At 60.8% G+C, this 13,518-nt stretch carries 12 protein-coding genes and 1 riboswitch; of the genes, 4 read left to right on the forward strand and 8 right to left on the reverse strand.

The genetic code is table 11. From position 1 onward, the window contains the following. Window positions 1-47: 47 nt before the first annotated feature. Window positions 48-1,457, reverse strand: coding sequence for an adenosylhomocysteinase (ahcY, locus tag ACV8MC_RS08605; RefSeq protein ID WP_016772771.1), 1,410 nt, complete (start codon window positions 1,455-1,457; stop codon window positions 48-50). 23 nt (window positions 1,458-1,480) lie between these two features. Beyond that, window positions 1,481-1,579, reverse strand: a riboswitch (S-adenosyl-L-homocysteine riboswitch). 198 nt (window positions 1,580-1,777) lie between these two features. On the opposite strand from ahcY, the gene ACV8MC_RS08610 reads away from it, so the two are divergent. Beyond that, a complete protein-coding gene (locus ACV8MC_RS08610) occupies window positions 1,778-2,185 on the forward strand; it encodes an acyl-CoA thioesterase (protein ID WP_071173389.1) in 408 nt (135 codons plus the stop codon). A 192-nt stretch (window positions 2,186-2,377) separates the two neighbouring features. Then, on the forward strand, window positions 2,378-3,265 hold the full coding sequence (locus ACV8MC_RS08615) for a formate/nitrite transporter family protein (RefSeq protein WP_041476959.1): 888 nt from the start codon (window positions 2,378-2,380) through the stop codon (window positions 3,263-3,265). On the opposite strand, the gene ACV8MC_RS08620 is transcribed toward ACV8MC_RS08615, so the two are convergent. Both ACV8MC_RS08620 and ACV8MC_RS08625 read right to left on the reverse strand, forming a co-directional pair. Then, complete coding sequence (locus tag ACV8MC_RS08620; RefSeq protein WP_016772774.1) at window positions 3,266-4,531, reverse strand: cation:proton antiporter; 1,266 nt, start codon at window positions 4,529-4,531, stop codon at window positions 3,266-3,268. Between the two features lie 308 nt (window positions 4,532-4,839). Then, window positions 4,840-6,009 carry an MFS transporter gene (locus tag ACV8MC_RS08625; protein WP_150743445.1) on the reverse strand — a complete coding sequence of 390 codons (1,170 nt, stop codon included), beginning with the start codon at window positions 6,007-6,009 and terminating at the stop codon, window positions 4,840-4,842. A 347-nt stretch (window positions 6,010-6,356) separates the two neighbouring features. Here ACV8MC_RS08625 and ACV8MC_RS08630 point away from each other — a divergent pair, with 347 nt between their 5' ends. Next, window positions 6,357-6,740: an MAPEG family protein gene (locus ACV8MC_RS08630; RefSeq protein ID WP_024014628.1), complete on the forward strand. Its 384-nt coding sequence runs from the start codon at window positions 6,357-6,359 to the stop codon at window positions 6,738-6,740. Between the two features lie 90 nt (window positions 6,741-6,830). On the opposite strand, the gene mltA is transcribed toward ACV8MC_RS08630, so the two are convergent. Beyond that, window positions 6,831-8,003 carry a murein transglycosylase A gene (mltA, locus tag ACV8MC_RS08635; RefSeq protein ID WP_252884954.1) on the reverse strand — a complete coding sequence of 391 codons (1,173 nt, stop codon included), beginning with the start codon at window positions 8,001-8,003 and terminating at the stop codon, window positions 6,831-6,833. Window positions 8,004-8,131: 128 nt separating this feature from the next. On the opposite strand from mltA, the gene ACV8MC_RS08640 reads away from it, so the two are divergent. Then, entirely contained in the window at window positions 8,132-8,581 is a 450-nt protein-coding gene (locus ACV8MC_RS08640) for a c-type cytochrome (RefSeq protein WP_252884953.1), read from the forward strand. Window positions 8,582-8,746: 165 nt separating this feature from the next. Here ACV8MC_RS08640 and ACV8MC_RS08645 read toward each other — a convergent pair whose 3' ends face one another. The 4 genes from ACV8MC_RS08645 to ACV8MC_RS08660 all read right to left on the reverse strand — a co-directional run bounded on the left by ACV8MC_RS08645 (window position 8,747) and on the right by ACV8MC_RS08660 (window position 13,342). Then, window positions 8,747-9,142, reverse strand: coding sequence for a DUF1090 domain-containing protein (locus ACV8MC_RS08645; RefSeq protein WP_016772779.1), 396 nt, complete (start codon window positions 9,140-9,142; stop codon window positions 8,747-8,749). 97 nt (window positions 9,143-9,239) lie between these two features. Beyond that, entirely contained in the window at window positions 9,240-10,916 is a 1,677-nt protein-coding gene (gene ligB / locus ACV8MC_RS08650) for an NAD-dependent DNA ligase LigB (RefSeq protein WP_252884952.1), read from the reverse strand. 221 nt (window positions 10,917-11,137) lie between these two features. After that, complete coding sequence (gene metK, locus ACV8MC_RS08655) at window positions 11,138-12,328, reverse strand: methionine adenosyltransferase (protein ID WP_024014624.1); 1,191 nt, start codon at window positions 12,326-12,328, stop codon at window positions 11,138-11,140. A gap of 18 nt (window positions 12,329-12,346) precedes the next feature. Then, window positions 12,347-13,342: an ArsR/SmtB family transcription factor gene (locus ACV8MC_RS08660; RefSeq protein WP_217849546.1), complete on the reverse strand. Its 996-nt coding sequence runs from the start codon at window positions 13,340-13,342 to the stop codon at window positions 12,347-12,349. Window positions 13,343-13,518: the final 176 nt, after the last annotated feature.

Raw genomic sequence — 13,518 nt, forward strand, 5'->3', positions numbered from 1 at the left:
TCGCGAGCAAGCTCGCTCCCACAGGGAGAGCGAGCATTCAGCGCCTGTTAGTAGCGGTAGGCGTGCGGCTTGAACGGGCCTTCGACGGTGACGCCGATGTAGTCAGCCTGTTGCTTGGTCAGTTGGGTGACCACGCCGCCGAAGCCGCGAACCATTTCCAGGGCCACTTCTTCGTCGAGTTTCTTCGGCAGCACTTCAACGGTCAGACGCTCGGCTTTCTGCGCTGGCGACAGGTCGGCGTATTTCTGACCGAACAGGAAGATCTGTGCCAGTACCTGGTTGGCGAACGAACCGTCCATGATGCGGCTCGGGTGACCGGTGGCGTTGCCCAGGTTCACCAGACGGCCTTCGGCCAGCAGGATCAGGTAATCGTCGTTCTGTGGATCGAAGCTGCCGGCACCGGTGCGGTGAACCTTGTGCACCTGTGGCTTCACTTCTTCCCATGCCCAGTTCTTGCGCATGAAAGCGGTGTCGATTTCGTTGTCGAAGTGACCAATGTTGCAGACCACGGCGCGCTTCTTCAGGGCTTTGAGCATGTTCGCGTCGCAAACATTGACGTTGCCGGTGGTGGTCACGATCAGGTCGATCTTGCCCAGCAGCGCTTTGTCGATGCTCGCTTCGGAACCGTCGTTGATACCGTCGATGAACGGCGACACCAGTTCGAAGCCGTCCATGCAGGCTTGCATGGCGCAGATCGGGTCAACTTCGGAGACTTTAACGATCATGCCTTCCTGACGCAGCGACTGGGCCGAGCCCTTGCCCACGTCACCGTAACCGATGACCAGCGCTTGCTTGCCGGACAGCAGGTGGTCGGTGCCGCGCTTGATCGCATCGTTCAGGCTGTGACGGCAGCCGTACTTGTTGTCGTTCTTGGACTTGGTCACCGAGTCGTTGACGTTGATCGCCGGGATCTTCAGCTCGCCCTTGGCCAGCATGTCCAGCAGACGGTGTACACCAGTGGTGGTTTCTTCGGTCACGCCGTGAACGCGATCGAGCACTTGCGGGTATTTCTTGTGCAGCAGCTCGGTCAGGTCGCCGCCGTCGTCGAGGATCATGTTGGCGTCCCATGGCTGGCCATCCTTGAGGATGGTCTGCTCCAGGCACCACTCGTACTCTTCTTCAGTCTCGCCTTTCCAGGCGAACACCGGGATACCGGCGGCAGCGATAGCGGCAGCGGCCTGATCCTGAGTGGAGAAAATGTTGCAGGACGACCAGCGCACTTCGGCACCCAGGGCAACCAGGGTTTCGATCAGCACGGCAGTCTGAATGGTCATGTGGATGCAGCCGAGGATTTTCGCGCCCTTGAGCGGCTGCTCGGCAGCGTATTTGCGGCGCAGACCCATCAGGGCAGGCATTTCCGATTCGGCGATGATGGTTTCGCGACGGCCCCAGGCAGCCAGGGACATGTCGGCAACTTTGTAATCGGTAAAATCGGCAGGCGTGTTGACAGCGCTCATGAAGAGCCTCCATTCGTAATGTATGCGAATGGGCGCCGTTGTGCGTTTAGTGTCCGGCGTGAGCCGGTCAACGCCCCATCCGAGCCTGACAGGTCGAACCTGCTGCAGCGCCCCTCGGACAGGTGGCGGGAAAACGGTAGCCAATGAACGTTACCGTTTTTTGAAACGGGGGCGATTATAGCCGCCCGGGCTGATCTTCCAAAGGGTTTCTGTCGGCCAGATGAAGATCGCCAATGGCGACCATAGTCGCAGCTGCCTGGAGCCTGACTGAGCAGTCTGCCAAGATGGGCGCATCTTTCGGCAAGCGCTCAGGAGTGAACATGAATTTCCACACCCGCAAATGGGTTAAACCCGAAGACCTCAACCCCAACGGCACCCTGTTCGGCGGCAGCCTGCTGCGCTGGATCGATGAAGAAGCGGCGATTTACGCCATCGTGCAATTGGGCAACCAGCGCGTGGTGACCAAGTACATCTCGGAAATCAACTTCGTCAGCGCCTCGCGCCAGGGCGACATCATCGAACTGGGCATCACCGCCACCGAATTCGGCCGCACCTCGATCACCCTGACCTGCGAAGTGCGCAACAAGATCACCCGCAAGAGCATCCTGACCGTCGAGAAGATGGTGTTCGTCAACCTCGGCGAAGACGGCCTGCCGGCGCCGCACGGGCGGACCGAGATCAAATACGTGAAAGACCAGTTCAAGGATGACGAAGCCGTCAGCGAGTAATGCGAGCCCTGTAGGAGCTGCCGGAGGCTGCGATCTTTTGATCTTGTTTCTGAAAATCAAAATCAAAAGATCGCAGCCTTCGGCAGCTCCTACCCTGGATTGGCGTGCATCCAGAGATTTGCGCCGCGCCTACAGAACGTATTCCCAAGCGCAACGGTCGTAGCTACATCGCCCCCCACCGGTTGCCACGCCATGACCACCCCCACCAGCGAAAAGACCCCCGACCTCTCGGCCAAGGAGCAGCACGAAGTCGAGAAGAGCCAGCCGCCGCGCGCGGCCGTTCTGCATGAAATCATCCGCACCCAGGGCGACCAGGAACTGGAGCGCAGCATTGCCGCGCTGTGGTGGTCTGCGCTGGCGGCAGGATTGACCATGGGCCTGTCCCTGATGGGCATGGGCCTGCTCAATTCGCGCCTGCCCGACGGCGACGAATTCAAGGTGATCGCCAGCTTCGGCTACTGCGCCGGTTTCCTCGCGGTGATCCTTGCCCGCCAGCAGCTGTTCACCGAAAACACCTTGACCGCCGTGCTGCCGGTGATGACCAAGCCGACGCTGAAGAATTTTCTGCGACTGATCCGTCTGTGGACAGTGGTATTGGTCGGCAACCTCTGCGGGACGATTCTGGTCGCGTACGTGATGCTGGAACTGCCGATCTTCGACAGCAAGACCGACGTCGCCTTCCTCGAGATCGGCCGCAAGGTCATGGAACACAGCGCCAGTCAGATGTTCGCCAAGGGCATCGTCTCCGGCTGGATGATCGCCACCATGGTCTGGATGATCCCCTCCATGGAGAGCGCGAAGATGTGGATCATTATCCTCATCACCTACTTCATGGCGCTGGGCGACTTCACCCACATCGTGGTCGGATCGGCGGAAGTGTCCTATCTGGTCTTTGCTGGCGAGTTGCCGTGGAGTGATTTCTGGGCGGTGTTCGCCGGGCCGACGCTGGCGGGAAATATCATCGGCGGCAGCTTTATCTTCGCGCTGATCAGCCATGCGCAGATTCGCAGCGAAAGCGGTGCGCCGAAGGAATCTGCGGATCAGGCTGTTAAGCCCGATCCGCAGTCGATCAAGAAATGATCAATGGTGAGCTGGCTCAGGCACGCTGGCCGGCTCATTGCGCGTCGCGTGCTTGACCAGTTTGCCGATGGTCAGGCCCTGCAGCAGGATCGACGACAGCACGACGATGTAGGTGATGCTCAGCAGCAGATCGCGTTCCGGGCCCAGCGGCAGGGCCAGCGCCAGTGCCACCGAAACACCGCCGCGCAAACCGCCCCAAGTGAGGATGCGGATGGTGCCGGCCGGCACTGAGCGCCAGCGCCGCAGCAGCAGGATCGCCGGCGCCACGGTAAGCAGGCGCGACAACAGAATCGCCACCGCCAGCAGACCTGCGGCGGCCATGTGCAGCCAGTTGAACGGCAGCAGCAACAACTCCATGCCGATCAGCGCAAACAGCAGCGCGTTGAGCATGTCATCGAGCAATTCCCAGAAACCGTCCAGATAACGGCGGGTCATGTCGTTCATCGCCAGATTGCGCCCGAGGTTGCCGATGATCAGACCGGCCACCACCATCGCAATCGGCGCCGAAACGTGCAGTTCGGTGGACATCGCCGAACCGCCGATCACCAGGGCCAGGGTCAGCATCACGGTGATCTGATGCTGCTCGACGCTTTTGATCATCCGATAGACCAGATAACCGATCAGCCCGCCGAACAACACACCGCCAATGGCCTCATGGACGAAGAGCATGGCCGTGGCGCTGACGGTCGGGGTTTCGCCCAGTTGCGCGATGCCCAGCAGCACGGTGAAGACCACCACCGCCGTGCCGTCGTTGAACAGTGATTCGCCGACGATGGTGGTTTTCAGTGGCTTCGAAGCGTTGGCGGTACGCAACACGCCGAGTACCGCAATCGGGTCGGTCGGTGAGATCAGCGCGCCGAACAACAGGCAGTAGAGGAAACTCACGTGCCAGCCGAACAGGGCAAAAATGTAGAAGGCCAGGCTGCCGATCACCACGGTGGCGATCAACACGCCGAAGGTCGCCAGCAGGCCGATTGGCCAGCGGTAGCTGCGCAAATCATTGAGGTTGACGTGCAGGGCGCCGGCGAACAGCAGGAACGAGAGCATCCAGTTCATCAGCAGGTCGCCGAAATCGATCTGGCCGATCAGTTGCTGCACGCGGTCTTCGAGGCCGGGAAAGCCGAGGACGCTGAGGCCTTGCAGGAGCAGTGAGAACAGCAGGGCGGTAACCATCACGCCGATGGTCGGCGGCAGGCCGATAAAGCGGAAATTGACGAAGGTCAGGAGGGTGGTGAGGCAGATGAAAGCGGCGACAAGTTCAAGCATCCGGGGTCCTTTGGATGAGGGGTGAATGGAGCGCGACCGGAGGTTGGACGCAGGGGTTTGATGGGGCGGGGTTGGCTGAGGGCACATTCGAATGGCGCGTCATGCTCAACAACCCCCTCACCCCAGGCCTCTCCCGAGGGAGAGGGAGCTGACCGAGGTGTCTGGCGAGGTGCATCGACCTGGACGATCGGGTCGATTATGGATTCAGCAATGCACGTTCAAGTCGGCGTGGGTATCGAGCATCCCCCGATCAGTCCCCTCTCCCTTCGGGAGAGGGCTAGGGTAGGGCTCTATCTGACACACCACGATCAGCCAGTCACATTGACCGCACTCGCCTGCCGACGTTGCAGGTAAATGAACAACAGCGCCGTCAGCACCGTCAGCACGCCAACCAGCGCCCCGGTCCACGGCAGATCCGCCAGATCCGCGCCGCTGGCAACCACCAGTCCGCCAATCCAGGCACCTGCTGCGTTGCCCAGATTGAACGCGCTCTGGTTCAGCGTCGAACCCAGATTCGGCGCTTCATGCGCTTGATCGATGATCAGCAGCTGCAGAATCGGGCACAGCGCAAAAGCGAAAATTCCCCACAGCACCAGAGTGATCGCCGCCGGAATCACCGCACGGCTGGTCTGGCTGAACGCCGCCAGAATCACCACAACTGCCAGTGCCACGCCGACCAGTGACGGCAGCAAGCGGCTATCGGCCAGACGCCCGCCGAGCATGCTGCCCGCTGTCAGGCCGACGCCGAACAACAGCAGCATCACCGTCACGCCGTGGGGGCTGACGCCAGTGATGTCTTGCAGGATCGGTGCGATATACGTGAACACGCTGAACAGGCTGGTCGAGGCCAGCACGCTCATGCCCAGCGCCAACAAGACGTTGGCCTTGCCCAGCACTTTGAATTCGCTGGCGAGATTGGCCTTGTCCATCGCGATGTGTTTGGGCAACCACAACCATTGCGCCAACGCCGCCACAATGCCGATCACCGACACCGCCCAGAAGGTCGAGCGCCAGCCAGCGTATTGGCCCAGCGCTGTGCCGAGTGGCACGCCGAGCACGTTGGCCAGGGTCAGGCCGGTGAACATCATGGCAATGGCTTGCGCGCGTTTGTTCGGCGCAACCAGGCCGGCGGCAACCACCGAGCCAATGCCGAAAAACGCGCCATGACACAGCGCCGTGACCACCCGCGCCGCCATCAGCGTCGCGTAGTTCGGCGCGAGCGCGCAGAGCACGTTGCCGAGGATGAACATCAGCGTCATGCCCAGCAGTGTCGCTTTGCGCGGCATATTGGCGGTGCCGATCGCCAGGATCGGTGCGCCGAACACCACGCCCAGGGCGTAACCGGTGATCAGCAGCCCGGCATGAGGAATGCTCACCGCCAGATCGCGGGCAACGTCGGGCAGCAGGCCCATGATGACGAATTCGGTGGTGCCGATGCCGAATGCGGCAACGGCGAGTGCAAGTAAAGCGAGGGGCATGCGCAAGGTCTCTGTCGGTAGTCTTGACGCTTTGATCAGGCATACGCGTGCCAGCGACCGTTTTCGAAGAAAGCGGAGCAGGCAGCTTTTATTGGAGTTTTTTGGTGTGCAGCTGAGTACGGCGTGGTGGGTTGCAGTATAAACAGCTGCTGACACATGGCGAATCAGTAATCTGACTAATCGGTTCCGGATTCGGATGTTCACCGTAGACGCTGTCGTGAAATATCCGCCTGAAAGAACCTTTCGGCCGGGCGCTGCTCTTAGCCTGTGGGCAGGTGCTGATCGGCATGCTGGTGATGAAGTTCTGACCGCTCGCCAATTTCTCCAATCGAAAAAAGGACGACGTTATGACAGTGGCTCTGTGGTGTGTGTTGATCGCGATTTTCCTGCCGTACGTGTGCACGATCGTGGCGAAGGCCACCGGCGGTTTCCGCCTCAAGGACAATTACGATCCACGGGACTTTCTCGACAGCGTCGATGGCGTCGCCCGTCGCGCCCACGCCGCGCAACTGAACAGCTTTGAAGTAACGCCCGCGTTTGCCGCTGCGGTGATCGTTGCGCATCTGGTCGGCACTGCGGAGCTGGTGACGGTCAATGTGCTGGCCGTGCTGTTTATCACCAGCCGCCTGCTGTACATCATTTGCTACCTGGCTGACTGGGCTGCACTGCGTTCGGTGGTGTGGTTTATCGGGATGGGGCTGATTGCTTCGTTTTTCTTTGTGTCGATCTGAAAGCAGGTTCAAAAGATCGCAGCCTGCGGCAGCTCCTACAGAGGAATGCATACTCCTGTAGGAGCTGCCGAAGGCTGCGATCTTTTGCCTTTAGGGTTTGTCAGCCACCTGCGGCACTTGCGGCAGCTCTTTTCCTTTAGGCCAGAGCATCCAGATCTGCCCCTGCTGTTTCATGTCCCCGGCCAGTTGCCCGGCCGCATCGCCGGTGCCCCAGAACAGATCCGCGCGCACCTCGCCGGCAATCGCGCCGCCGGTGTCCTGCGCCGCGACCGGGCGCACCAGCGGGGTGCCATCCGGTTTGGTGGTCGACAGCCATAACAGACTGCCCAACGGAATCACCTTGCGATCCACCGCCGCGCTGTAGCCGGCGGTCAGCGGCACGTTCAGCGAGCCGCGTGGGCCTTCGTTGCTGTCCGGGTTGCGGGTGAAGAACACGTAGCTCGGGTTGCTGGCGAGCAGTTCCGGAATGCGCATCGGGTTGGCCTTGGCCCAGTTGCTGATCGCGGTCATGGTCACGTCTTCTTTCTTCAGCTCTCCTTGCTCGACCAGCCAGCGACCGATCGGCCGGTACGGGTGGCCGTTCTGATCGGCGTAGGCGATGCGCAACTGTTTGCCGTCCTCGGTCTGGATCCGGCCCGAGCCCTGGATCTGCAGAAATTGCAGGTTCATCGGATCAGTCAGATAGGCGACCACTGGCGCTTTCACACCTTTGGATTCAATGGTCGCCGCGTCGTCGTAAGGCTTGAGCACGCGTCCTTCGAGGCGGCCGCGCAGGCGCTTGCCTTTCAATTCCGGGTAGATGCTGTCGAGCGAGACGATGATCATGTCTTCCGGCACGCCATACACCGGCACGTTCGCCGTTGCGGTGGGCGTCAGGCTGCCGGGGTACACCGGTTCGTAGTAGCCGGTGATCAGACCGTTGGGGTTGTCGTTCTCGGCGCGCAGGCCGTAGACATCGAGATTCTGCTTGAGGAATGCACGAATCTCGGCGGCGCTTTGCGGCACATTCGCCGCCGCAGCGCAGGTCGGCCCCCAGACTGCGTCGGCTTTGAGTCGGGTGCACGCGCTGCGCCAGGAACCGAAACCGGCGACCAGATCGCTGTCGGAGACAGCGGGCAAGGCTTCCCAGGTCGCGCTGGAATAGGTGGCCAGCGCATGGGTTTTTGGTTTGGCGCTGTCGCCGCCTGTGCAACCGGCGAGGATGGCGAGCAGTGGAAGGGTGACGATAAGCGGGTGACGCCAGGCCGTGAAGCGGCTGTTCATGGAGTGATTCCTGTGCCGATTGGCCGAGAGCTCCATGCGCTCGACCAACCCGTATTTTTAATAGGGCTATTGGTGTTTGGCGGTGAGCCGAGGATACTGGCCGCCGATTTCCGCGACCTGAAGCCATCATGACTCTGAAACCAATTGCTGTTGTATTGCTGGCCTGTCTGAACTTGTCCGCCTGTGGCGGCGTCGACCCGAATTCGCCGCTGGGTCAGCGCAAGGCCATCTTCAAGCAGATGCTCAAGACCAGCGAAGACCTCGGCGGCATGTTGCGCGGGCGCATTGCCTTCGACGGACCGAAATTTGCCGAGGGCGCGGTCAGACTTGATGCGTTGGCCCATGAACCGTGGAAGCATTTTCCGCAGGTGCGCGAGGAAGATCACACCAGCGCCAAGGACGATGTCTGGCAGAAACAGGCGCGTTTTCAGCAACTGGCCCGCGCCCTCGAAGCGGCAACCGGTGAACTGGTGGTCGCCAGTCAGGTTCAGCCGTACAAGGCCAGCAATCTCGGACCGGCAGTGCAGAAAGTCGAGGATGCCTGCAGTGCTTGCCATAAAGAGTTTCGCGATCATTGATTCCTGAGGCTGCTGAGTACCTTGTGGCGAGGGGATTTATCCCCGATGGGCTGCGAAGCAGCCCCAAAACCATATAACCGAGTTTTTTCAGTCGGACCCGACCAGTCGAATTTGCGACGGCTTCGCCGCCGGACGGGGATAAATCCCCTCACCACAGGGCTTGGGTTACTTATCGATCTCGTCCAGTGCTTCCTGCAGTTCCTTGCGCGACTCGGCGAGCTTTTCCTTGCGTTTGTTGATCTTCTCCGGATCGCCCTTCTTCATGGCCTTGTCGAGATCCGCTTGACGCTGGCTGACTTCATGCTTGGCCTCAAGCACCTTGTTTTCACGTTCTTTTTTCAGCCCGGCGTCGGTGCAATGTTCGTTCACTTCACGCAGTGCGGTTTCCAGGCCTGCCTGCTGCTCCATGTTGCCGCGCGACTTGGCCTGTTCGATCTGATTGATGATGCCCTGCTTCTTGGCAGCGCAACCGGTCAGGCCCGGGCCGTCTTCTTCGGCCATGACCGGGGCGGCCATGACGCCGCAAAGAGTAAGCAGGGCGAGCGGTGCGAGAAATTTCATAAAAGCTCCATGTGCAAAGGCAATCGGGGTGGGAGGGCACTGCGCTGTTGGAGCGTCTGGCCGGCCGTTGGGTTCCCGCCGGGCGGGGATTGCAGGTTCAGAAGCCGTCGATTCCGGCGGCTTTCAGGGTGTCACTCAAAGCCAGTACCTGCGGGTCACGAAAGAATGCGCTCAGTTGCGCCGCGCGTCCCGGGCCGATACCGGCTTCTGCCTGCCATTGTTCAGTGTCGCGTTGTGCCAGGGCCTGCCACGAATCGTCCAGTTGTGCCTGTCCGGCCGGCGGCATGCCCAGCGCTTTCAACCATCGAGCGAACGGCTTTTGCCGCGCGCCCTGAAAACTGTCGATCAGCCGTGCGCTGCTGCGCTCGCCGAGGCCGGCAATGTTAGCAAGCTCTGACGCATCGAGGGTCAGCCAATCCAGCAGGTGTTTCAGACGGCCTGTTTCCAAAAGTTTCTCCCAGGTGCCGCGACCGACATGCTGCATGGCCAGGCCCTGCTTGCCACTGAGCCAGGTCAGACGCGCGAGAAACTGGCTTTCACACCCCGGCGTCGGTTGCCAGCAGCTCAGGGCGTGGTAGTCGCCAGCATCGGGGATGTTGATGTCCGCCCGTTCGCTCCTGCGCAGCACGACACTGTCGAGGCGCGGAATGGTCAGCCCGGCCAGACTGATTGCCACCTGATCGCCGGGACGGATGTCGAGGGTTTGCCAGCGCTTGAGTGAGCTGACGCTGACCCGTTTGATTTCGCGGTCATCGAGTCTGACCGGCAGCAGTTCCAGCACCGGCGTGATCCGCCCGGTGCGGCCGATCTTGAAATTGACCTTGCGCACTTCGGCCAATGCCTGGGCGAAAGGGTATTTCCAGGCGATCGCCCAATAAGGTGCCTTGGCCTGCCAGCGTTCGGCGGGTGGCCGTTGGCTCTGACGCAGCACCACGCCGTCGCTAGCAAAGGGCAGTGGCGAGCGATACCAGTGCTCGCGCCATTTTTGCGCGTCTTCGAATCGGGTGACGGGCTGGGTATAGGGCTCGGTTGTGGCGAACCCCAATGTCTGAAGTTCGGACAATCTTTCCGGCAGCCGCACAGGACCTTGCGGCCAGTCCCAGACAAACAGGCCGATCCCGGCGGCCTGTTCAACATCGAGTGTTTTACGTCCCATCAGCCCGGCGACGGTGGCGCGGGCATTGACGCTGCCGGACTGTGATTGAACATGCGCGCTCAGGCGCCAATAGAGTTCGCCCTGTACCAGCAGATCCCGTGGCTGCCTCAAACGTTGCGGAATGGCTGCAATCCTGCGCGCGGAGGCGGTCCAGTCCTGGCCGTTGACCCCGTCACCGCGACTGATGGCCTGCTGCAATATCCCCTGGCGGTAGATCAGCGTGACAGCCACGCCGTCGACTTTGGGCTGCACCCAGACGTTCTGGCGATCGCGCAGCCAGTGGGCGACGTCTTCGACTTTGTGCAGCTTGTCCAGACCGGTGTGGGCGATGGGGTGGGTGACCGTGCCGGACGCGGTGCGCAACGGCTGCGGGGATGTGGGTTGGTTGAAACAGGCTTGCCATTCTTTCAGCCGCAGTCGGGACTGGTCATAGAGTTCGTCGCTGATCAATGAACGGCCTTCGCGGTGATAGGCGTCGTCCCATTGGTCGATCCGGTTTTGCAGGCTGGTGATTTCGCGTTGGGCTTGGGAATGATCCCAGTTCGGACAGTTGGCTTGGCTGACAAGGGTGATGAGTGCCAGCAGGAGAGCCAGCAACAGGCGCAGTGTGAAGAGCATCGTTGAGCGTCCTTGCTCGGGGGTAATATTTGAAGGGTAGGTGAGGATTCGAAATGCGTTACCGGGGGTGTTTTTCGAGGTGTTTCCGGATTCTGAATTGACGTTGCATGGGCGGGCGCCTTCGCGAGCAGGCTCGCTCCCACAGGGATCTAAAGAATGTTTCAGGCATGAAAAAGCCCCGCACGGCGCGAACCGTGCGGGGCTTTCTAGCAGCCAGGGAATTACAGGCCAGCGGCGGAACGCAGGGCGTCGGCGCGGTCGGTTTTTTCCCAGGTGAACGTGGTGAAGCTGTCTTCGCCAACGGTCTTGGTCTGCGGCGCACGACCGAAGTGGCCGTAGGCTGCGGTTTCCTGGTACATCGGGTGCAGCAGGTCGAGCATGGTGGTGATCGCGTATGGACGCAGGTCGAACACTTCACGCACCAGTTTGATGATCTTGTCATCGCTGATCTTGCCGGTGCCGAAGGTGTTCAGCGAGATCGAGGTAGGCTGGGCCACACCGATCGCGTAGGACACCTGGATCTCGCAACGCTCGGCCAGGCCGGCCGCAACGATGTTCTTGGCTACGTAACGGCCAGCGTAGGCAGCCGAACGGTCAACCTTCGATGGATCCTTGCCGGAGAACGCGCCGCCGCCGTGACGGGCCATGCCGCCGTAGCTGTCGACGATGATCTTGCGACCGGTCAGACCGCAGTCACCAACCGGGCCGCCAATGATGAACTGGCCGGTCGGGTTGATGTGGAACTGGGTGTCCTTGCTCAGCAGTTCGGCAGGCAGTACGTGCTTGACGATCAGCTCCATCACGCCTTCGCGCAGGTCTTTGTACGACACTTCCGGGTTGTGCTGGGTCGACAGAACAACAGCGTCGATACCGACAACCTTGCCGCCTTCGTAACGGCAGGTCACTTGCGACTTGGCGTCCGGACGCAGCCACGGCAGCAGGCCCGACTTGCGTGCTTCAGCCTGACGCTGCACCAGCTGGTGCGAGAAGGTGATCGGTGCTGGCATCAAAACGTCGGTTTCGTTGCTGGCGTAACCGAACATCAGGCCCTGGTCGCCGGCGCCCTGATCTTCAGGCTTGGCGCGGTCGACACCCTGGTTGATGTCAGGGGACTGCTTGCCGATGATGTTCATCACGCCGCAGGTCGCGCCGTCGAAGCCGACTTCGGAGCTGGTGTAGCCAATGTCGCAAATCACGTCACGAACGATCTGCTCCAGGTCGACCCAGGCGCTGGTGGTCACTTCACCAGCAACGATGGCGACGCCGGTCTTGACCAGGGTTTCCACGGCCACGCGAGCGTGTTTGTCCTGGGCAATAATGGCGTCCAGCACCGCATCGGAAATCTGGTCGGCGATTTTGTCCGGATGTCCTTCAGACACGGACTCGGAGGTGAAGAGGGAGTATTCGCTCATCTCGATGTTTTCCTGAATTTACCGATGGTGAGTGTCGCCAGCCGGTCGCTGAAAGTGGCGAACCTGGATCTGGAAACCATTACGTAAGCCTACATAGAGGCTTTCCCCGGGAACGAGTCCCGCAGCGGTGGCCCAACGGGCCAGATCGTCCTGTTCAAACCCCAACCAGAGATCACCGCAGGCCTCCCTGGCCCAACTCTGGTTGTGGCTACATAACTCTGTCACGAGCAGGCTACCGCCCGGTTGCAGCAGATCGGCCATGTGCCTGAGCGCATCGGCCGGAGCGGCGAAATGGTGCAGGACCATGTTCAACACCACGCAATGGGCCTTGAGGCTTGTGCCGTTCAATGCATCGGCCAATTGCAGGCTGACGTTAGCCAGCTGTTCACGTTCACACACCTGACGCGCCAGTTCGAGCATCGCCGGGCTGTTGTCCAGCGCGGTTACGGTGCCGAAACGACGGGCCAGTTCCGGCAGAAAAGCACCATCGCCGGGGCCGACTTCAATGGCCGTGGCTGCACCATCGAAGTTCAGTTTGTCGAGCAGGGCCAGCACGCTGTCACGGTACTGCGGCAGGCCTGCGATCAAATCTTGCTGGGCACGGAATTTCTCCGCGACCCGGGCGAAAAAATCCCGGCTGGCGGCGGCACGCTGACCATGAACCTGCTCGATGCGTGCTTGCACTTCATCGGGCAGATCCAGATTGTCGACTTCTTCCAGCAATGCCGCGTGCAGCTTGCCGCCGAGCAATCCGCTGTGGGGCAGGGCGCGACGATAGAAAATCGCGTTGCCCTCACGGCGTGTCGCCACCAGATCGGCTTGCGCCAGCACCTTGAGGTGGTGGCTCATGCCCGACTGGCCGATGCCGAAAATCTGCGCCAGCTCCAGCACGCCAAACGAATCGTTGGCCAGCGCGCGCAATACATTCAGCCGCAGCGGATCGCCGCCGGCCTTGCACAGGGCCGCCAGCTCGTCGCAATCGTCATGGCGAATGGAAGGCACGCGTAAGTTCATAGGGCTGGCAGTCTAGAGACGGGGGCAAGGCACCGCAAGGTCAATATCAAAAAGTTTTGATATTGCTCGATAAATGGCACTTCTCGGCGGACGGCAGTCTCTACAAACGAATAGCGGAAAGGTTTCACCAAGCGAAACCTGTGCTATCGATTGGAAAAACGCCTGCCGATGACTAT

This window comes from Pseudomonas sp. PK-RTE-24, assembly GCF_054052265.1.